A 20,701-nucleotide genomic window follows, 5' to 3' on the forward strand; every position below is an offset into this window, starting at 1 on the left:
CCGATGACCTGCTTTCTCTGCCTGCAATGCGGCGTCCAGTTCGCGGCGACAGAGACGCCTCCAAAACATTGCCCTCTGCGAGGACGAGCGCCAATATGTGCGCTGGGAAGGGCAGGCGTGGATCACGCCGGAGGAACTTGCTGAAGGGCATCGGCTTGTGATGAAGGATGATGCCGGCGTTCTCGCCTTCGGCATCGAGCCGCGCTTCGCCATCGGCCAGCGGGCGCTGCTGGCACAGACGCCACACGGCAACGTGCTGTGGGACTGCGTTTCGATGGTCAGCGACGAGGCGGTGGCCGAGATCAACCGCCGCGGCGGCCTGGCGGCGATCGCCATCTCGCACTGCCATTATTATTCGGTGATGGTCTGTTGGAGCGAGGCGTTTGGCGGCGTGCCGATCTATCTCCACGCCGATGACCGCCAGTGGATCATGCGGCCGCACAAGGCGATCGTCAGCTGGGAAGGCGAGACGCTGGCCATAAACCCTTCGCTGACGCTCATCCGCTGCGGTGGCCACTTTGCCGGCGGTCAGGTGCTGCACTGGAAACGCGATGGCGGCGACGTCTTGCTGGCCGGCGATATCCTGCAGGTGACGCCGACGCGCCGCCATGTCAGCTTCATGTACAGTTATCCGAACTACATTCCGCTCAATGCAGCGGCCGTGCGCCGCATCGCGGCGGCGCTGGAGCCATTCGCATTCGAGCATATCTACGGCGCGTGGTGGAACCAGAATGTCATCGGAGGCGCAAAAGCGGCGTTGGCTGCTTCGGTCGATCGCTATCTGGCGGCGATCGCATGAAGGTCACGATCGAAAATGCGGGAAAATGCCGTAACAAATGCCTATCTTGGTGCGAATATGAGGTTGCAATCCGCGCATGACCCCGAGCCTCCGGTTCGGAAAGGATCGTGCGCAAAACCAAAGTGCTACAGCGTCCCTTGCGCGTCCGATGGACGCGCGGCGCTGTAGGAGCGAGCCGGCAAGGCTGAGGAGATCACATGGACACCCACACCTACCCTGTAACTCGCACCGACGCCGAATGGCGCGCCCGGCTGACGCCCGAGCAGTATGCCGTCATGCGCGGTCACGGCACCGAGCGGCCGGGAAGCTGCGCTTTGCTCTACGAGAAGCGCGCCGGCACCTTTTCCTGCGCCGGCTGCGACCAGCCTTTGTTCGAATCCAAGCTGAAGTTCGAGAGCGGCACCGGCTGGCCGAGCTTCAACGACCCGGTGCCGGGCTCGGTCGAAAACACCGTCGACCGCAGCTACGGCATGGTTCGCACCGAATGCCATTGCGCCCGCTGCGGCAGCCATCTCGGCCATGTCTTCGAGGACGGCCCGCCGCCGACCGGCCTGCGCTATTGCATCAACGGCGTGGCGCTGAAATTCGAGCCCTCGGCCTGAGCCATCCGGGTTCGACACTATGAAAGGGCGGCATCTGTCGCCCTTTTCGTTTAAATATCCGTCGCCCCCCTCTGGGCAGACGATCAGACCACGGTCATCGCCACCAGCCACAGCGTGGCGCCCAGCGTCATCATCCAGGCCTTGGCCCCGGGAATCTTTTCGGTGGTCCGCCACACCGCCAAGGTCAGGAACAGGCTGTAGGGCACCGACGCGAAATGCACTGCCAGCACAAGCCCGAGCGGCAACTTCAATCCGAGCAAGACGAGCGCCAGCACCGATGCGACGATGCTGACCGCGGTGCCGACGAGGACAAGGTCGCGCCAGAACAGCCGGTCGAGCGGCACCTGGCCTTGCCAGCGTGAGCGGAAAAAGGAGCCGATACCTTCTGGCAACACCGGATATCTATCCCTGCCCCAGGACTTCGGTTACCGCACGCTCGAAGCGCGAACATTCGGTCACCAGCCAGTCGGCCATGGCTGGCCAGTTGTCCTCGGCATAGCAGTTCACCCGCCACATCGAATTGATGCCGAGGCCCTCGCAACTCTGTTCCGGCCTGAGCTTCAGCCTGTCTTCGATTTCACGCTGAAACGGCTTCAGCCGCGACCAGGCTTGCGTGGCGCCGAACTTCTCGTTGCGACCGAAGAAGACGCCGACCTGGTTCTGCGCCGGCGCGACATACATGGAAAGGACCAAGGCGAAGTCGGGCAGCCCGCGCTGCCAGAACCAGGGTCCGCGCCGCGCCATCAGAGCCCTTTCTTCCGGATGCCGCTCAGCGAACAGCGTCCAGAAGCCGCGCTGGCGGAATTCAGAGGCGCGGCGGGCGCCGAAGTCGAATTCGCTCATGGCTTAAACCGTATCTCCGGCAACCGTGTCGGTGCCGGGGCCGGCTGATCTTACACCATGCCGAGTGCGGCCTTATACAGATCGAGGATGGTTTCCTCTTCCTGCCGCTCGGCCTGGTCCTTCTTGCGCAGCCGGATGATCGTGCGCATCGCCTTAGTGTCGAACCCAGTGCCCTTGGCCTCGGCGAACACTTCCTTGATATCGTCGGAAATGGTTTTCTTCTCTTCCTCGAGCCGCTCTATGCGCTCGATGAAGGCACGCAGCTGGCCGGCGGCAACAGTCTGGCTGGTATCGGTGATATCGTCGGCCATATTTTTCTCCAAAAGCATCGGCTCCGCGACTCGCGGACGACTGCGGCAAAATTTGAGCCGGTTCGATGCCCGACCGGCGGCGACGGGTCAAGCCGTTATCGACCAAGCCACGCGGGCTGCCGCCAGAAGCCGACAACCAGTCCGTTTTGCGAACTCTAATTGAAAGCGATCAGCAGATCCTTGGCATCGATCTGGTCGCCTGCCTTGACCAGCACCTCGGCGACCGTACCGTCGCGCTCGGCATGCAGCGCCGTCTCCATCTTCATCGCTTCGATGGAAAGCAGCACGTCACCGGCCTTCACAGCCTGGCCGGCAGCCACCGAAAGCGCCGAGACGACGCCCGGCATCGGTGCGCCGACATGCGCCTCGTTGCCGGGTTCGGCCTTGCGGCGGGCCTTGGCGGCGGACGCGCCATGCGCCCGGTCGGGCACCTTGACACGACGCGGCTGGCCGTTGAGCTCGAAGAACACGGTGACCATGCCCTTTTCGTCGACATCGCCGATGGCAAGGCATCGGACCACCAGCGTCTTGCCTTTCTCGATGTCGACGAAGATCTCGTCTTCCGGCTTCATGCCGTAGAAATAGGTCGGCGTCGGCAGGACGCTGACCGGCCCATAGGTTTCCTGCGCTCCGGCGAAATCCGTAAACACCTTTGGATACATCAGCCACGAGGCGAATTCGAACTCCGATAGCTTGCGCTCGAGCTTCTCCTCGATTTCCTTGCGGTTGGCCTTTAGGTCGGCTGGCTTGAGCAGTGAGCCGGGCCGCACCGTGATCGGCTTGTCGCCCTTCAGCGCCTTCCCCTGCAGCGCCGCCGGCCACCCGCCTGGCGACTGGCCAAGGTCGCCGCGCAGCATCGAGACGACCGAATCCGGGAATGCGATATCCTTGTCCGCGTTTTCGACATCGGCAACGGTGAGATCCTGGCTGACCATCATCAATGCCATGTCGCCGACGACCTTGGAGGACGGCGTCACCTTGACGATGTCGCCGAACATCAGATTGACGTCGTGATAGGTCTGCGCCACCTCGTGCCAGCGCGTCTCCAGTCCGAGCGAGCGCGCCTGTTCCTTCAAATTGGTGAACTGCCCGCCCGGCATCTCGTGCAGATAGACTTCCGAAGCCGGCCCCTTGAGGTCGCTTTCAAAGGCGGCGTACTGGTTGCGCACCGCTTCCCAGTAGAACGAGATTTTCCTGATCCATTGCGGGTCGAGACCGGGGTCGCGTTCGGTGCCCTTCAGCGCCTCGACGAGCGAGCCAAGGCATGGCTGCGAGGTGTTGCCGGAGAAAGCATCCATCGCCGCGTCTATGGCGTCGACGCCGCTTTCCACCGCCGCCAGCACCGTCGCCGCCGACAGGCCCGACGTGTCGTGGGTGTGGAAATGGATCGGCAGGTCGGTCGCCTCGCGCAGCGCCTTGAACAGCACGCGTGCCGCCGCCGGCTTCAGCAGTCCGGCCATGTCCTTGACGGCAATGATGTGGGCGCCGGCCGCCTGCAATTCCCTGGCCAGGCCGACATAGTATTTGAGGTCGTATTTCGCCCGCGCCGGATCGAGGATGTCGCCGGTGTAGCAGATCGCCGCTTCGATCAGCTTACCCTCGGCGCCGACCGCATCCATGGCGACGCGCATATTGTCGACCCAGTTCAGGCAATCGAAGACCCGGAACAGGTCGATGCCACCGCTTGCTGCCTGCTTGACGAAATGCTGCACGACATTGTCGGGATAGTTGGTGTAGCCGACGCCATTGGCGCCGCGCAGTAGCATCTGCAACAGCAGATTGGGCGCCGCCTCGCGCACCAGCGACAGCCGCTCCCACGGATCCTCGGTGAGGAAGCGCATGGCGACATCGAAGGTGGCGCCGCCCCAGCATTCCAGCGATAGAAGCTGCGGCAAGGCACGCGCATAGGTACCGGCGATGCCGGCAATGTCATGCGTTCGCACACGCGTGGCGAGCAACGACTGGTGGCCATCGCGCATCGTCGTGTCCGTGACCAGCACTTGCCTCTGATCGCGCATCCAGGCGGCGAACTTCTCCGGCCCGAGCACATCCAGCTTCTGCTTGCTGCCGCCGGGCACATTGCCGTTGAGGTAAGGCACCACGGGTGCGGCCGCATCGGCCTTCGGCTGCGGCCGGCCGCGCGTCTCGGGATGGCCGTTGACGCTGACGTCGGCGAGATAGTTGATGAGCTTGGTGGCGCGGTCCTGGCGCTTGACCTGCTGGAACAGTTCCGGCGTCGTGTCGATGAACTTGGTCGTGTAGGAATTGTCGGCGAAGCTCGGGTGGTTGATGATCGCTTCGAGGAAGGTCAGATTGGTGGCGACGCCGCGGATGCGGAACTCGCGCAGCGCCCGGTTCATGCGGGCGATCGTCTCGGCCGGCGTCGGCGCCCACGCCGTCACCTTCTCCAGCAGCGGATCGTAGAAGCGGGTGATGACAGCGCCCGAATAGGCGGTGCCGCCATCGAGGCGGATGCCGAAGCCTGTTGCGCCGCGATAGGCGGTAATGCGTCCGTAATCGGGGATGAAATTGTGCTCGGGGTCTTCCGTGGTGATGCGGCACTGCAGCGCATGGCCGTTCAGCCTTATGTCCTTCTGCGCCGGCACGCCTGATTCCGGTGTGCCGATGGCAAAGCCGTCGAGGATATGGATCTGCGCCTTGACGATATCGATGCCGGTCACCTGCTCGGTGACGGTGTGCTCGACCTGGATGCGCGGGTTGACCTCGATGAAATAGAATTTGCCGGTGTCGGCGTCCTGCAGGAACTCGACCGTGCCGGCGCCGATATAACTGGTCTCGCGGGCGATCTTCAGCGCATGGCCGCAAAGCTCCTCGCGCTGCGACATTTCGAGATAGGGCGCCGGCGCCCGCTCGACGACCTTCTGGTTGCGGCGCTGGATCGAACAGTCGCGCTCGAACAGGTGCACCGCATTGCCATGGGTGTCGCCCAGCACCTGAACTTCGACATGGCGCGCGCGCTCGATCAGCTTTTCGAGATAGACCTCGTCCTTGCCGAAGGCGGCTTTCGCCTCACGCTTGCCTTCGGTGACTTCACGGGCAAGGTCGGCTTCGGCGCGGATGGCGCGCATGCCGCGGCCGCCGCCACCCCATGATGCCTTCAGCATCACGGGATAGCCGATTCCCTTGGCCAGTTTCTTGACCGCCTCCATGTCATCCGGCAACGGATCGGTGGCGGGGATCACCGGCACCCCGACCTCGATGGCGAGATTGCGCGCCGCGACCTTGTTGCCGAGCCGCCGCATTGTGTCCGGCTTCGGCCCGATGAAGGTAATGCCGGCTTCGGCACAGGCGTCGGCGAATTCGGGACTTTCCGACAACAATCCGTAGCCGGGATGGATAGCATCGGCACCCGACAGCCTGGCGACGCGGATCACCTCCTCGATCGACAGATAGCTTTCGATCGGCCCCATGTCCCGGGTCAGATGCGGTCCGCGCCCGACCTGGTAGCTCTCGTCGGCCTTGAAGCGATGCAGGGAGTATTTGTCTTCTTCGGCCCAGATCGCCACGGTTTTGAGGCCGAGTTCGTTGGCCGCGCGAAAGACGCGAATGGCGATTTCGGACCGGTTGGCGACGAGGATCTTCGTGATGGCCAAGGACTGGGCTCCAGCAACGGAAGGAAGAGAAATCGGCGCAATGATTAGCGTGAAAATGCTGCAGTGCAAACAAATTTGACGCGCATTTAAACCGATTGAAATGGAATCATTGCGCCAGAGGCCATCGCATTCATCCAAACAGCCAGAAAAAGCGCCGGCTCTGCCGTGACGCACGATCATTCCCGGCTAAGGGACCCGGCTCCATCGGTCGCCCCCTGAATGGCAAAAGAAAATGCCCGGCGCGAGGCGCCGGGCATCCGCAAACGGTCTGGAGACTGACGAGTCTTACATCTTCTGGATGTAGGTGTACTTGCCGTCGTCGCCCTTCTTCCATTCGTACATCACGTAGCCGGGCAGCGTCGGGTCGCCCTTGGCGTCATAGGACAGATCGCCGAGCACGGTCTTGAACGGGCCGTTTTCATGCAGCGCCTTGGCAACTGCCTGCGGGTCGTTCGACTTGGCAGCGGTCGCTGCCTCGGCGATAGCCTGTACTGCGGCGTAGGAGTAGAGCGTATAGGCTTCCGGTTCGAAACCCTGCGCGCGGAACTTCTCGACGAGTTCCTTGTTGGCGGGGATCAGGCGCGGATCCGGACCGAACGTGTTGAGCGTGCCTGCAACAGCGTCGCCCGCGATCGAAGCCAGTTCGTTCGACACGATGCCGTCGCCGGAAATCAGTGTCGCCTTGAGGCCCTGGTCGGCCGCCTGGCGGATGATCAGGCCTGCTTCGGTGTGCAGGCCGCCCCAGTAGATGATCGAAACGCCGGCTTCCTTCATCTTGGCGATCAGCGCCGAGAAGTCCTTGTCGCCGACATTGATGCCTTCATACATGACTTCCGTCAGGCCCTTGGCATTCATTGCCTTCTTGGTTTCGTCGGCAAGACCCTGGCCATAGGTGGTCTTGTCGTGGATGACCGCGATCTTGGCGTCCTTGAAGTTCGCGGCGAGATAAGCACCGGCAATGCTACCCTGCTGGTCATCGCGTCCGCAGGTGCGGAACACATTCCACAGGCCGCGCTCGGTGAACTGCGGGTTGGTCGCGGCCGGCGTCACTTCGACAATGCCGTTTTCCGCATAGACTTCCGAAGCCGGAATCGAAACGCCCGAGTTGAAGTGGCCGACCACGAACTTGACGCCGTCGCCGACGAACTTGTTCGCAACCGAGATGCCCTGCTTCGGATCGGAGACGTCGTCGCCGACTTCGAGCTTGATCTGCTCGCCGTTGATGCCGCCCTTGGCATTGATGTCGGCGACGGCCGCTTCCGCACCCTTCTGAAGCTGTGCGCCGAAGGCGGCGTTCGGACCGGTGATCGGACCGGCGACGCCGAACATGACGTCAGCCCACGCGTTGCCGCCGAACGCGACCAGCGCGGTCAGGGCGACGGCGGACAAAAGTGACTTTTTCATTTAAACGCTCCCATTTACGGAGTGGGCGTGGATGAAGCTTTCATGCGATGCCCACCCTTATCGCAGAAAGCATAGTTTGCCGATTTTCAGGCACTTGTCACGCCGATTCAATTTCGAGACGGCGTTAATGATGAACGTCAGCCTTTCGGTTTCCAGCTCAAGAGTGAAGCTCTTTCGTAGAGCCAATTATACTGTGTCACCATCTGGTTGGTGCGCGTGTATTGATAGCCGACGAAGCCGAGGATCATCAGCACGATGGTGTCGACGACATAATAGTGCAGCGAGAACATGGTGCCGCCGAACAGCGCGTGATGGATGAAGCGGATCGCGATGCCGAGGCCCAGCATATAGGCGAACAGCTGGATGAAGCTGCGCCACGTCTGAGCACTGGCCTTGCCGGTCATCCACGCCGCCCAGCCGCCGAGCAGACAGGTGACGAAGAAGAACTGCCAGATCGAGGGTTCCTCGTAAAGAATGCCCTGCATGGTGAAGTCTCCTTAGCATGATCCCGAAAAGTTGCGGACTTTCCGGACAAGATCATGCGACAAACAAACAATCTGGAGCGGAATGGCGAATGCACGCATTCCGCTCCGAACTCAGTGGTGTCCGCCTTCGAGATAGGCGGCGCGCACTTCCGGATTGGCGAGCAGCTCCTTGCCGGTGCCGCTCATCGTCACATTGCCGTTGACCATGACGTAGCCGCGCGTGGCGAGCTTGAGCGCGCCGAAGGCGTTCTGCTCGACCAGGAACACGGTCAGCCCCTGGGTGCGGTTCAGTTCGCGGATGGCGTCGAAGATCTGCTTGACGATCAGCGGCGCGAGACCCAGCGACGGCTCGTCGAGCAAAAGCAGCTTCGGTCGTGCCATCAGCGCGCGTCCGATCGACAGCATCTGCTGCTCACCGCCCGACAGCGTGCCGCCGCGCTGGGTGATGCGCTCTTTCAAACGCGGGAACAGCGTGAACACCTTCTCGACGTCCTCGTCATAATGCTTGAGGTTGTCGAGGCTGGCGCCCATCTGCAGGTTTTCCATCACCGTCATGCGCGGAAAGATCCGCCGGCCCTCGGGCGACTGGGCAATGCGCATGCGCGCGATCTCGTGCGTCGGCATCTGGGTTATGTCGGTGCCGGCAAAGGTGATGGTGCCGGCGCGAGCCCGCGGCGCGCCGAAAATGGTCATCATCAGCGTCGACTTGCCGGCGCCATTGGCACCGATCAGCGCCACGATCTCACCTTCCTTCACAGTGACATCGACGCCGTTCAAGGCTCGGATGTTGCCGTAGTAAGTCTGCACGCCCTTGATATCGAGCAGCGTTGTCGCGGCCATCACTTGCCCCCTCCGCGCTTGCCCGCCACGGGCTTGGCAGCGGTCTTGCTCGCGGTCTTTCCGGAGGCTGCCTTTGCAGTCTTTGCGGAAGCATGGCTTGTCGCCACCTTGCCCGCATCGACGCGGCGCGAGAATTCCGTGTCCTTGCCTTGGCCGAGCAACCTGGCCTGTTTGACCCATTCCTCGCGCGCGATACGTCCGTCAAAGGCGAGATAGGCTTCGGCGGCCTCGACGTCGGCCTTTTTCCAGGCGCCGATCTGGTCGAAGTGGAAGATGCCGTGATCGTTGAGCTTCTTCTCGTTGACCGTACCGATGCCCTTGATGCGGGTCAAATTATCGGCCTTGCCGCCGCGAGGCGCCGCCAGCCGATTGGAGATCTCTCCAGCCTTCGCCGTGGCCTTGACTGCCGGCTTGGCCGACGCGGTCGACTTCGCCGCCGTGCCGGTTGCCGCCTTTGAAGCCGCTTTCGGAGCAGGCTTTGCCTTCGCCGCCGGTACGGCTGCCAGCGAGGCTGCCTTGTTTGCCGCGGCGAGCGACCTGGCGTCGACCTGACCGGCCTTTGACGCTCCCTTGGCCACCGTAACCCGCTCGCCCGAACTGTGGCCGACCGTGTCGGTCACCGGCCCGGCGAGATAGGACGACGATGTTCCCGGACCATGCGCGGCATCCGGCCCTGTATCCAGCTGTTCAATGACATCTTCGTCGCCGACTTCGGTAAGGACGGCTTCGACTTCTTCGTCGTCGACGCCGAGATAGGCGGCGATGACGCGCGGATCTGTGCGCACGGACTGCGGGCTGCCGTCGGAAATCTTGCGGCCATACTCCAGCACCACGACATGGTCGGAGATTTGCATGACCACCGACATGTCGTGCTCGATCAACAGGATCGAGGTGCCAGATGTGTTCTTGATGTCGATCAGCAGCTCGTTGAGCGCCGCCGATTCCTTCGGATTGAGGCCGGCCGCCGGTTCATCGAGGCACAGAAGCTCGGGTCCCGTGCACATGGCGCGAGCGATTTCGAGACGGCGCTGCGCGCCATAGGGCAGGTCGCCGGCCGGGTCGTCGGCACGGTCGACAAGATCGGCCTTTTCCAGCCAATGCTTGGCGAGCTCCACCGATTCGGCCGAGGCCTTGCGATAGCCGCTGAAGCCGAACAGGCCAAGCACCGTGTAGCCCGATGCCTTCATCAGTTTGTTGTGCTGGGCGACCAGCAGGTTCTCCAGCAGGGTCATGCCGGAGAACAGGCGGATGTTCTGGAAGGTGCGCGCCACCTTGGCGCGCGCCGGGATTTCATGGTTGGGCAGCCGCTCGAGCAGGAAGGTCGAACCATCGTTCCGGTTGAGCGTGATCATGCCTTCCGAGGGCTTGTAGAAGCCGGTGATGCAGTTGAACACCGTGGTCTTGCCGGCGCCATTGGGGCCGATCAGCGCGGTGATCTCGCCGCGCTTGGCGGCGAAAGACAGATCGCCGATGGCCACCAGACCACCGAACTTCATCGACAGATGATCGACCTGCAGGATAGCGTCGTTCGTGCCCGAAGTGGCTTTCTGAACAGGGTTCGCATTCATCAGCCGTGTCCCTCCTTGGTGAAGGAGCTTGAGACAGCCTTTCGCTCCTTGAGGAAGGCGGTTGGTTCACGACTGCCGACGAAGCCGCGCGGCTTCCACAGCATGACGATGACCATGGCCATGCCGAACAGAAGCATGCGGTAGAGTTCCGGTGTGAAGTCCGGTCCGAAGACCTGCTTGAGGAAGTCGAGTTCGCGCAACGCCTCGGTACCGCCGATCATCACCATTGCGGCGACCGCGATGCCGACCAGCGAGCCCATGCCACCGAGAACGACGATGGCCAGGATGATGGCCGATTCCAGGAAGACGAAGGATTCCGGGCTGACGAAGCCCTGCCGTGCGGCGAAGAACGCGCCGGCGAAGCCGCCGAACATCGCACCCGTGGCAAAGGCTGTAAGCTTCGTAGTGGTGGTGTTGATGCCGAGCGAACGGCAGGCGATCTCGTCCTCCCGCAACGCTTCCCAGGCACGGCCGACCGGCATGCGCCGCAGCCGGATGGTAACGAAGGCTGTCAGCAGCGCCAGCGCCAGGATCAGGTAATAGAGGAAGATCTTGTAGTAGGCGCTCGATGTCGCGAGATGCAGCACCTTGGCGATGTAATTGGGGTCCGACACGTTGAAGGTCATCAGGCCGAAGAAGGTGACCTTCGGAATGCCGGAAATACCGGCCGAACCGTTGGTGACCTCACGCCAGTTGATCAGGACCAGGCGGATGATCTCACCGAAAGCCAAGGTGACGATCGCCAGATAGTCGCCACGCAGGCGCAGCACCGGAAAACCGAGCAGCACGCCCCAGAAGGCGGCCATGGCGCCGGCGGCCGGCAAAAGGATCCAGAACGACAGGCCGTATTGCGTGCCGAGCAGCGCATAGGCATAGGCGCCGACCGCGTAGAAAGCGACATAACCGAGGTCGAGCAGGCCGGCGAGGCCGACGACAATGTTCAGGCCCCAGGCCAGCATCACATAGATCAGGATCTGGATGCCGAAATTGTCGACCCATTTCAGCGAACCTTGCAGACCGCCGACGAACGACCAGGACATCAGCGACAGGATCGCCACTACCAGGATCGGATAGAGGATCAGCGCGGCAATGCCGAGTTTGGTGAAGTTAGCATGGATGAAGCCCCGGAAATAATAGATCACGCAGGCCAGCACATAGATGACTGCCAGGGCGCGCAGGAACTGCAGATAGCCCGCCGGCTCGGCTCCCACCCATCCGACGAGAGAGCTGTTGACCGCAAACAACACCACCGCCGCGACCAAGGCCACGATGAAGGCCGGCAACTGGAAGAAGCGTGACGCCACGCTGGCCGGCAGCAGGCCGGTGGCGACGTCGGTGATCTTCTGGTTGGCGAGGAAGGGCTGGCCATAAGCGACATAGAGGAAGCGCCCGACAGCCGTGGCGATCACCACGGCGGCAAGCAGGCCCCAGCGTGTCGTCAGGACCAGTTCATTGGAAATGTTCTGGCCGGTCTTCAGGCCGATGAACAGCACGAACAGGCCGAACGATATGGCAGCGGCATAAAGTGCCTCGCGCAACGCGCGCTGCATGGGGGTGGCGACGGTGTCGCGCTCCGGAGATACGGTGACGGCCATAGTCTCAGACCTTTTCGACTTCTGGCCGGCCCAATATGCCGGAAGGCAGGAAGATCAGCACGATGGCCAGGATCGAGAACGCCGCGACGTCCTTGTAGTCGATCGAGAAATAGGCCGACCACATGCTCTCGATGAAGCCGATCATCAGCCCGCCGACCACCGCCCCAGGCAGCGAACCAATGCCGCCCAGCACCGCCGCCGTGAAGGCCTTCACGCCCGGCGTGAAGCCATCCGAGAAGGCAATGACGCCGTAATACATCAGGAACAAAGTGCCGGCGACCGCGGCAAGGGCCGCACCCATGATGAAGGTGATCGAGATGGTACGGTCGACATCGATGCCGAGCAGCGCCGCCATCTTGCGGTCCTGCTCACAGGCCCGTTGCGCTCGCCCGAGCGAGGTCTTGTTGACCAGATACCAGAACAGCGCCAGCAGCAGCGCCGTGACGACGACGATGATGATCTGCTTCAGCGACACGCTGATGCCGTTGATGTTGTAAACCTGGCTGACCATCGGCGGGATCGGCTTGTTGCGTGGACCCTGCGTCACCTGGACGAAGTTCGACAGCGCGATCGACATGCCGATGGCAGTGATCAGCGGGGCCAGTCGGAACGAACCGCGCAACGGCCGGTAGGCGACCTTTTCGATCGTCCAGTTATAGAGGCTGGTGAGCAGCATCGCCACGATCATCATGATCAGCAGCGCCAGCACAACCGGCACCGAATAGAACAGCGCGCCAAGGGCGAGGAAGACGATCAGTGCCGTGAAGGCACCCACCATGAAGATGTCGCCATGGGCGAAATTGATCATGCCGATGATGCCGTAGACCATCGTGTAGCCGATCGCGATCAGCCCATAGATCGATCCCAGCGTCAGCCCGTTGATAAGCTGCTGGACAAAATACTGCATGTGTACATGGCTCCCCTGGAATGTCGCCCATGCAGACGCATTCCTTTTCGTATTTCCCCTAGTCGTAAAGTTTCGAGCCCGGATTGCAACGTCATTTTTCAATCGTCATGCGTGTTTTCGAAGCACGCTGTCCGATTGCCCGTTTTCCATCATCCAGCCCCTGGACTATCGCGGACCCTACCATTGGCATAACGCAATGTCTTTGACGATTCGACCGCATCATGCGCTCCGTTTCGAAGAAATCGCCGTCAAAATTAGGTGATGAAAGGAATCCTTGCGTTTTTGGCACGATCCATTTTTCAAGCCGTTGCTTTCCGCAAGGTCAGGATCCCCATCACTTGACAACAAATCCGTGAGCGAACGGGTCGCGGTCGTCGATGAAGATGGTGTTCAGTCCGGTCATCCGCGCCCAGCCGCCGATCGAGGGAATGATGGCCGGCTTGCCGGCCACGCTGACATCCTTTTCGACCTTGCCCTTGAACAGCGAACCGATGATCGATTCATGGACGAAGCTGTCGCCGGCCTTGAGTTTGCCCTTGGCATGAAGCTGCGCCATGCGCGCCGAGGTGCCGGTGCCGCAGGGCGAGCGGTCGATCGCCTTGTCGCCGTAGAACACGGCATTGCGGGCATCCGCGCCATCCACCGTCGGCGCACCGGTCCACAGCATGTGCGACAGCCGGTTGATGCCAGGGTTCTCGGGATGGACGAAGGAATATTTCTCGTTGAGCCGCTGGCGCACCACCGGGCTCCAGGCGATGAAGTCGCCCGCCGAATAATCGGCCATGTCGCGATAGTTCTCCTGCGGCTCGACGATGGCGTAGAAGTTGCCGCCATAGGCGACATCGACGGTGATTTCGCCGAGCCCAGGGCATTCGACCGTCAGCCCCTCGGCATGGAGGAAGGACGGCACATTGGTGATGCGCACCTCCTCGACATAGTCGCCGACCTGTTTGTATTCGGCGATGACAAGGCCGGCCGGCGTGTCGAGCCGAAGCACGCCCGGCGTCTTCGGCTTGATCAGTCCGTGTTCGATGGCCATCGTCACCGTACCAATGGTGCCATGCCCACACATCGGCAGGCAGCCGGAGGTTTCGATGAACAGGATGGCGATATCGCAATCCTCGCGCGTCGGCGGATAGAGGATCGAGCCGGACATCACGTCGTGGCCGCGCGGCTCGAACATCAGTCCGGTGCGGATCCAGTCATACTCGGCCAGAAAATGCGCACGCCGCTCCATCATAGTCGCGCCCTGCAGCAGCGGGCCGCCGCCAGCGACCAGCCGCACCGGATTGCCGCAGGTGTGGCCGTCTATGCAGAAGAAGGATTTCTTGGCCATGACGCTCCTCGAAAATCAAAAACCCGAAAAATCAAAATCGTTGCGGACTGAAGGGGGCCAGATCGATCGGTGGAGTCTGCCCCAGGACAAGATCCCTGATCAACCGTCCGGTGGCCGCCGCCTGGGTCAGGCCGAGATGGCCATGGCCGAAGGCATAGACCACCGACCGCTTTCCCGGCGCGCCGCCGATGACGGGCACTGAATCCGGCAGCGAGGGGCGGAACCCCATCCATTCGCGCCCACCCGAGGGATCGAGCCCCGGCAAGAATTTCTGTGCCTTCCGCAGCAGCGCTTTCGACCTGGCATAATTGGGCGGCCGCTCGATGCCGCCGAGTTCAACGGCGCCACCGACACGCAGGCCCGTTTCGAGCGGCGTGACGACGAAACCATGGCCGGAGAAGATCAGCATCCGCTTCACGTCGAAGGCACTCGTCGGCAACGTGGTGTTGTAGCCGCGCTCGGTCTCCAGCGGAATGCGATCGCCGAGCTGCCGCGCCAGCAGATGCGACCATGCGCCGGCGGCGACGACAAGTTGTCGCGCCTGCCTTGTGGTGCCGTCTGCCAACGTCAGCGTCGCACCATCCTGATCCGCCGCGACTTGGCTGATCCGGGCCAGCTCAAAGCGGGCGCCCTTGGCCTGCGCATAGGCCCACACCGCCTTGCCCAGCAGTTTCGGGTCGGCGACCGTCTTCCATCCCGGCACGAACGTGCCTTTGATGAAGCGCGGCGACAGCCCCGGCTGCAAGGCGGCCAGTTCCTCGCCCTCGACATGGCGGAAACCGATGCCGAAACGCTCACGCGCCGCCCAGCCAGGCAGCCCGGCCTGAAATTCGGCTTCGCTTTCATAGAGCTCCAGTGAACCGTCCTCGCGCAGCATCGACCGCGTACCGGAGCGATCGAGCAAGCCCATCCACTCCGCCTCGGCGAGCTTCATCATGCCCGCCTGAGCGGCAAGGCTCGCCTCGTATTTCCCGGGCGCCCCGGCGCGCCAGAAGCGGATTAGCCAGGGCAGAAGCCTCGGCAGATGGGCGGGCGGAATGCTGAGCGGGCCAAGCGGATCGGCCAGCCATTTCGGCAGCTGCCGGATCATGCCCTTGTGGGCCAGCGGCAGCACGTCGGAGAACGCGAAGGCGGCGGCATTGCCGGAGCTCGTCTCCTCGCAAATGCCGGTGCGGTCGAAGACGGTGGCCCTGCGTCCGGCCTCGGCGAGAGACGCAGCGGCACAGATGCCGATGATGCCGCCACCGATGATGGCGATGTCGATTGGAACATCGCTATTCATCTTTGTACGTCACCCCTGCATGCATGTCCCAGTCTCCGCCCCGCTCGCTTCATACCAGCTCAGAACTGCGGCAGTGTCGGCCGCACGGCGAGCGCATCCTTGACGATCTTCTCGACAGCCTTGCGGCGCTCTCCAGACAGCGGCTGGCGCGGCATGCGAACGCGGTCATTTGTGTTGATCGCGAACACTTCGGCAAGCTTGATGTTTTGGACCAGGTAAGTCGAGACATCGAGATCGAGCAGCGGCCGGAACCAGCGGTAGATGGCGAGCGCCTCCTCGCGGCGGCCCTGCTTCATCAGCTGGAATATGGCGACGGTCTCGCGCGGGAAGGCTGTGACCAGTCCCGCGACCCAGCCGATGGCGCCGACCGACAGCGCCTCGAAGGCCAGATTGTCGACGCCGGTGAACAGGTCGTAGCGGGTGCCCAGGCGATTGATGATCTCGGTCGAACGACGGATGTCGTCGGAGGATTCCTTGATCGCGACAAAGCGCTTGTCCGACGCCAGCTCCTCCATCTGGTCGACGGTGACGTCGACACGGTAGGCGAGCCGGTTCGAGTAGATCATGACCGGCAGGTCGCCCGCCTCGGCGACCGCACGAAGCGCTGCAACCGTCTCTTCCGCATTGGTGTGGTAGATCGGGCTCGGCACGACCATGAGGCCGTTGGCGCCTTCCCGGCTCGCGCGCTTGGCGATGCTGGCCGCCTCGCGTGTGCCGGCCTCGTTGACGGTCAGCAGCACCGGCTTCTTGCCGGCGACCTTCTGTGCGGTCTTCAGCACCTCGATCTTCTCGTCGGGCGACAGCATCGGCCCCTCGCCGAGCGATCCGCAGACGATGATGCCGTCGCAGCCGGCCTCCATCTGCAGGCTGAAGCAGCGCTCCATCTCGGCATGATCGAGACGATCATCCGCGGTGAATTTGGTCGTGACGGCAGGAAAAACTCCGGTCCACATGATCATCTCTCCATCTGATATATCAGTGGTATATCTATTAACAAACCCGCTGTCAATGCGGATTCCGTTATGATATATTCAAGATATATCAGGAGAGCGCATTTGATATCCACGGCAGCAAGCACCGCGACGGAGCCAGCCGCGACCAGGGCCTACCATGTGCTCGAGCACATGATCGTCACGCTCGAACTGGCCCCGGCAAGCTTCGTCACCGAGGGCGCTCTGATCGACAGGCTCGGGCTTGGCAGGACACCAGTGCGCGAGGCGATCCAGCGGTTGGCCTGGGAAGGGCTGCTTGACATCAGGCCGCGCGCCGGGATCGCCATCGCCCCGCTCCATGCCGGCGACTGGCTGCGCGTCCTCGATGCACGTCGCGGCGTCGAGGTGGTGCTCGCCCGCTCGGCCGCCCGCTTCGTCACCCGCGAAGCCGCCGACTTGTTTCACGAAGCAGCGCTCGCCATGCAGAAAGCGGTGATCTCGGGCAATGTGCTTGCCTTCATCCAGGCCGACAAGGCACTCGACGAAGCGCTGGCGCTGGCTGCCGACAATCCCTTCGCCGCCCGTTTGGCCGCCCCCTTGCAGACCCACAGCCGCCGCTTCTGGTTCCGCTACAAGGCCGAAACCGGTCTTGCCGAATCCGCCGAGCACCATGTAGCGCTGATCCGCTCGATCCTTGCGGGCGACGAAGAGGCCGCGGCCAAGGACGCCAAACGCCTGATGGCGCTGTTGCGCGGCCACGCCGAGACGGCCGCCACGCGCTGAACGTCCTTTTATATCCGGTGCGCTCTCGTCGTTGGCGCTTCCTCGAAGCTCGGGTTAAGTCCCGGGCAAGGCAGCCGCCGCCATCAACGGACCGTCCCAGCCTTCGCCTGCCGTGATGACGCAGCTCTGACCATGCGTGTCGGTGGCAAGAATTGTCCAGGTGCCCTGGTCGGAGACGAATATCTCAAGAATCAGGCTCGGGTTGACCAGGCCCCGCGCCGCTTCGCTTTCGTGGAATTTTTCCCCGAGCGCTTTGATCATATCCGCACGGGCCGCGCATTGCTCTGCCATCGCCGGGGCGGCCGGAAACGCGGAAACCGCCGCGAAAAATAGCGTTGCGACAAGACGGGTCATCTGACACCTCCTTGCGCCAGACGATGTCCCCGAAGCTGTCGCCAGCGCCGTTGCTTGATCTGCCGTACCTCCTTGCGGCAGGACTGCAAACCAAGACGGCAGATGCTACTTGGTTCCATCACATTAGCGTTCAACGGATAGGGTCGCCACCGATTGCAAAAAAACGCCCGGGCGCGAGCGCCCGAGCGTTGAATCCAAACCAATTTGTTGTCCGGCTCAGTTCATCGTCGGGATGACGAATTCGGCACCGTCCTTGATGCCGGACGGCCAGCGCGAGGTCACCGTCTTGGTCTTGGTGTAGAAGCGGAACGCGTCCGGGCCATGCTGGTTGAGGTCGCCGAAGGAAGATGCCTTCCAGCCGCCGAAGGTGTAGTAGGCGATCGGCACCGGGATCGGCACGTTGATGCCGACCATGCCGACCTGGACACGGCTTGCAAAGTCGCGCGCAGCATCGCCGTCACGGGTGAAGATGGCGACGCCATTGCCCATCTCGTGATCGTTGGCGAGCTTGATCGCGCTCTCATAGGTCGGCGCGCGCACAACAGAGAGCACCGGCCCAAAGATCTCTTCCTTGTAGATGCGCATATCGGCGGTCACGTTGTCGAACAGGCAGCCACCCATATAGTAGCCGTCTTCATAACCCTGCATCGAGAAGCCGCGGCCGTCGACGACCAGCTTGGCGCCTTCCTTGACGCCGGTGTCAACATAGCCCTTAACGCGTTCCAATGCCTGCGCCGTCACCAGCGGGCCGAAATCGGCGGAAGAGTCCGTCGAAGGACCGACCTTCAGGCTTTCAACGCGCGGGATCAGTTTTTCCATCAGCCGGTTGGCGGTATCGTTGCCGACCGGGACGGCGACCGAGATCGCCATGCACCGCTCGCCGGCCGAGCCGTAGCCGGCGCCGATCAACGCATCGACGGTCTGGTCCATGTCGGCATCGGGCATGATGATCATGTGGTTCTTGGCGCCGCCGAAGCACTGCACGCGCTTGCCGGCGGCCGTGCCGCGCGAATAGATGTAATGGGCGATCGGCGTCGAGCCGACAAAGCCGATGGCCTGGATGTCGGGATCGTCGAGGATGGCGTCGACCACGTCCTTGTCGCCGTTGACGACGTTGAGGATGCCTGCCGGCAGGCCGGCTTCGAGGAACAGTTCGGCAATGCGCATCGGCACGCCGGGATCGCGCTCCGAAGGCTTCAGGATGAAGGCGTTGCCGCAGGCGATGGCCGGCGCGATCTTCCACAGCGGGATCATTGCCGGGAAGTTGAACGGCGTGATGCCGGCGACGACGCCGAGCGGCTGGCGCATCGAATAGACGTCGATGCCGGGGCCGGCGCCGTCGGTGAATTCGCCCTTCATCATATGCGGCGCGCCGATGCAGACTTCGACCACTTCGAGGCCGCGCTGGATGTCGCCCTTGGCGTCGGCGATCGTCTTGCCATGCTCACGCGCCAGGATGTCGGCCAGTTCGTCATAGTCGCGGGCGACCAGTTCGAGAAACTTCATCAGCACGCGCACGCGGCGCTGCGGGTTGGTCGCGGCCCATTTCGGCTGCGCTGCCTTGGCATTCTCGACCGCCGCGCGCAGTTCCGCCTGCGAGGCCAGCGCCACCGTGCCGCGCACGGAGCCGTCCATCGGCTGCATGACATCCTGCTTGCGGCCGCTGGTCCCGGCGACATGCTTGCCGCCGATGAAATGACCATAGTCGATCATGATTTCTCTCCCTTGTTTGTGATGCTGCATTGTCCGCCTTTGGCCGGCGGATGGCAACGCGAGTGAGAACGCAACCGTTGTGCGGAGAATAGATAACGATTGACGAGCGAGCATCAATTCCCGCAAATGGCGGGGTCACGCGACGACCCAAGGATCGATAGGCTGAGTTCCTTCGCGCCCCCCTCTGTCCTGCCGGACATCTCCCCCTCTAGGGGGGAGATTGCGCCGTCACCTCTGCTTTCGCCGATCATCGAGGCAGTCAACGACGAGCTGTCGGCGAAGCTGCCAATCTCCCCCCTAGAGGGGGAGATGTCCGGCAGGACAGAGGGGGGCGCCAAAGAACACAGCGTCGATAATTGTCATCTGGACCATCCCCATGAACTGGGATGACGTCCGCATCTTCCTCGCCGTGGCGCGCGCCGGCCAGATCCTTGGCGCGGCCAAACGGCTGGAGCTCAACCACGCCACTGTCTCGCGCCGCATCGCCGCACTCGAGGATGCGCTGCGGACAAAGCTGTTTCGCCGGTTGACCACCGGCAGCGAGCTGACGCCTGCCGGCGAGCGCTTTCTCGACATTGCCGAGCGCATGGAAGGCGACATGATCGCCGCACGTTCGACCGTTGCCGGCGAAGGCGACGATGTCTCCGGCACGGTGCGCATCGGCGCGCCGGACGGGTTTGGTGTCGCCTTCCTGGCCAAGCGCCTTGGCGCGCTGACCGCCCTGCACCGCGAGCTGACGATCCAGTTGGTGCCGGTGCCGCGCTCCTTCTCTCTGTCGCGGCGCGAGGCCGACATCGCCATCACCGTCGAGCGGCCGACGGAGGGTCGGCTGGTGGCGGGAAAGCTGGTCGACTACTCGCTCGGCCTGTTTGCCTCCCGCGCCTATGCTGACGTGCATGGTTTGCCCCAAACCGCCGCCGAGCTTGGCCAGCACACATTGATCGGCTATGTGCCGGACCTCATCGTCAGTCCCTCGCTCGACTACGCGGCCGAATTCAGCGCCGACTGGCGCACCAGCTTCGCCATCTCCTCGGCGCTCGGCCAGGCCGAAGCGGTGCGCTCGGGCGCCGGCATCGGCATCCTGCACACATTCGTCGCCCGCTCGATGCCGGAACTTGTGTCCGTCGATGCTGTCGCGCCCATCCGCCGTGCCTACTGGCTGGTCTATCACGAATCGGTCAGGCCGCTGCGCCGCGTCCAGATCGTTGCCAGCTTCATCACCAAGGCAGTGGAGCGGGAGCGAAACCTGTTTGTCTGATGCATGTCGCCCAAAAGTGATCTCGGTTTTGGGAGAACGACATGCATAAACAAAGACGCTAAAGCGCATCGCATG

The 20,701-nt window shown here is 62.7% G+C and carries 18 protein-coding genes and 1 pseudogene; 4 read left to right on the forward strand and 15 right to left on the reverse strand.

The annotated features are described in order from the left end of the window. Nucleotides 1-3 precede the first annotated feature (3 nt). Nucleotides 4-799: pseudogene (locus NKH97_RS17795) on the forward strand (MBL fold metallo-hydrolase). Nucleotides 800-996: 197 nt separating this feature from the next. Then, nucleotides 997-1,401 (forward strand): peptide-methionine (R)-S-oxide reductase MsrB, encoded by a 405-nt coding sequence (gene msrB / locus NKH97_RS17800; RefSeq protein WP_127270383.1) that lies wholly within the window; start codon nucleotides 997-999, stop codon nucleotides 1,399-1,401. A gap of 83 nt (nucleotides 1,402-1,484) precedes the next feature. On the opposite strand, the gene NKH97_RS17805 is transcribed toward msrB, so the two are convergent. The 13 genes from NKH97_RS17805 to NKH97_RS17865 all read right to left on the reverse strand — a co-directional run bounded on the left by NKH97_RS17805 (nucleotide 1,485) and on the right by NKH97_RS17865 (nucleotide 16,539). Further along, nucleotides 1,485-1,796, reverse strand: coding sequence for a hypothetical protein (locus tag NKH97_RS17805; protein ID WP_352798233.1), 312 nt, complete (start codon nucleotides 1,794-1,796; stop codon nucleotides 1,485-1,487). A gap of 7 nt (nucleotides 1,797-1,803) precedes the next feature. Beyond that, nucleotides 1,804-2,244 carry a hypothetical protein gene (locus NKH97_RS17810; protein ID WP_127296220.1) on the reverse strand — a complete coding sequence of 147 codons (441 nt, stop codon included), beginning with the start codon at nucleotides 2,242-2,244 and terminating at the stop codon, nucleotides 1,804-1,806. Nucleotides 2,245-2,294: 50 nt separating this feature from the next. Further along, complete coding sequence (locus NKH97_RS17815; RefSeq protein ID WP_013529099.1) at nucleotides 2,295-2,555, reverse strand: DUF2312 domain-containing protein; 261 nt, start codon at nucleotides 2,553-2,555, stop codon at nucleotides 2,295-2,297. Nucleotides 2,556-2,710: 155 nt separating this feature from the next. Then, nucleotides 2,711-6,169, reverse strand: a complete 3,459-nt coding sequence (pyc, locus tag NKH97_RS17820) for a pyruvate carboxylase (protein ID WP_352798236.1) — start codon at nucleotides 6,167-6,169, stop codon at nucleotides 2,711-2,713. 285 nt (nucleotides 6,170-6,454) lie between these two features. Further along, nucleotides 6,455-7,573, reverse strand: coding sequence for a branched-chain amino acid ABC transporter substrate-binding protein (locus NKH97_RS17825; protein ID WP_023811805.1), 1,119 nt, complete (start codon nucleotides 7,571-7,573; stop codon nucleotides 6,455-6,457). A gap of 137 nt (nucleotides 7,574-7,710) precedes the next feature. Continuing rightward, on the reverse strand, nucleotides 7,711-8,058 hold the full coding sequence (locus NKH97_RS17830; RefSeq protein ID WP_023811804.1) for a DUF6867 family protein: 348 nt from the start codon (nucleotides 8,056-8,058) through the stop codon (nucleotides 7,711-7,713). 111 nt (nucleotides 8,059-8,169) lie between these two features. Then, a complete protein-coding gene (locus NKH97_RS17835) occupies nucleotides 8,170-8,898 on the reverse strand; it encodes an ABC transporter ATP-binding protein (RefSeq protein WP_127296224.1) in 729 nt (242 codons plus the stop codon). Next, nucleotides 8,898-10,466, reverse strand: coding sequence for an ATP-binding cassette domain-containing protein (locus NKH97_RS17840; RefSeq protein ID WP_352722976.1), 1,569 nt, complete (start codon nucleotides 10,464-10,466; stop codon nucleotides 8,898-8,900). The genes NKH97_RS17835 and NKH97_RS17840 overlap by 1 nt, the downstream gene beginning before the upstream one ends. Beyond that, nucleotides 10,466-12,061, reverse strand: a complete 1,596-nt coding sequence (gene livM / locus NKH97_RS17845) for a high-affinity branched-chain amino acid ABC transporter permease LivM (protein WP_023811802.1) — start codon at nucleotides 12,059-12,061, stop codon at nucleotides 10,466-10,468. Before livM ends, NKH97_RS17840 begins: the two co-directional genes overlap by 1 nt. Nucleotides 12,062-12,065: 4 nt before the next feature. Next, nucleotides 12,066-12,968 (reverse strand): branched-chain amino acid ABC transporter permease, encoded by a 903-nt coding sequence (locus NKH97_RS17850; RefSeq protein ID WP_013529092.1) that lies wholly within the window; start codon nucleotides 12,966-12,968, stop codon nucleotides 12,066-12,068. Between the two features lie 334 nt (nucleotides 12,969-13,302). Then, nucleotides 13,303-14,304, reverse strand: a complete 1,002-nt coding sequence (locus NKH97_RS17855; RefSeq protein ID WP_023811801.1) for a 4-hydroxyproline epimerase — start codon at nucleotides 14,302-14,304, stop codon at nucleotides 13,303-13,305. 31 nt (nucleotides 14,305-14,335) lie between these two features. Beyond that, nucleotides 14,336-15,586 carry an NAD(P)/FAD-dependent oxidoreductase gene (locus NKH97_RS17860; RefSeq protein ID WP_023811800.1) on the reverse strand — a complete coding sequence of 417 codons (1,251 nt, stop codon included), beginning with the start codon at nucleotides 15,584-15,586 and terminating at the stop codon, nucleotides 14,336-14,338. A gap of 59 nt (nucleotides 15,587-15,645) precedes the next feature. Then, nucleotides 15,646-16,539, reverse strand: coding sequence for a dihydrodipicolinate synthase family protein (locus NKH97_RS17865; protein WP_023811799.1), 894 nt, complete (start codon nucleotides 16,537-16,539; stop codon nucleotides 15,646-15,648). Between the two features lie 69 nt (nucleotides 16,540-16,608). Between NKH97_RS17865 and NKH97_RS17870 the strand changes: the two genes are divergently transcribed. Next, nucleotides 16,609-17,301 (forward strand): GntR family transcriptional regulator, encoded by a 693-nt coding sequence (locus tag NKH97_RS17870; RefSeq protein ID WP_352722972.1) that lies wholly within the window; start codon nucleotides 16,609-16,611, stop codon nucleotides 17,299-17,301. A gap of 54 nt (nucleotides 17,302-17,355) precedes the next feature. On the opposite strand, the gene NKH97_RS17875 is transcribed toward NKH97_RS17870, so the two are convergent. Then, a complete protein-coding gene (locus NKH97_RS17875; protein WP_023811797.1) occupies nucleotides 17,356-17,655 on the reverse strand; it encodes a hypothetical protein in 300 nt (99 codons plus the stop codon). Nucleotides 17,656-17,871: 216 nt separating this feature from the next. Then, nucleotides 17,872-19,368, reverse strand: coding sequence for a CoA-acylating methylmalonate-semialdehyde dehydrogenase (locus tag NKH97_RS17880; RefSeq protein WP_352798242.1), 1,497 nt, complete (start codon nucleotides 19,366-19,368; stop codon nucleotides 17,872-17,874). 376 nt (nucleotides 19,369-19,744) lie between these two features. Between NKH97_RS17880 and NKH97_RS17885 the strand changes: the two genes are divergently transcribed. Continuing rightward, nucleotides 19,745-20,626, forward strand: a complete 882-nt coding sequence (locus NKH97_RS17885; RefSeq protein ID WP_023811795.1) for a LysR family transcriptional regulator — start codon at nucleotides 19,745-19,747, stop codon at nucleotides 20,624-20,626. Nucleotides 20,627-20,701: the final 75 nt, after the last annotated feature.

This window comes from Mesorhizobium sp. M0870 (assembly GCF_040319775.1).
GTDB lineage: Bacteria > Pseudomonadota > Alphaproteobacteria > Rhizobiales > Rhizobiaceae > Mesorhizobium.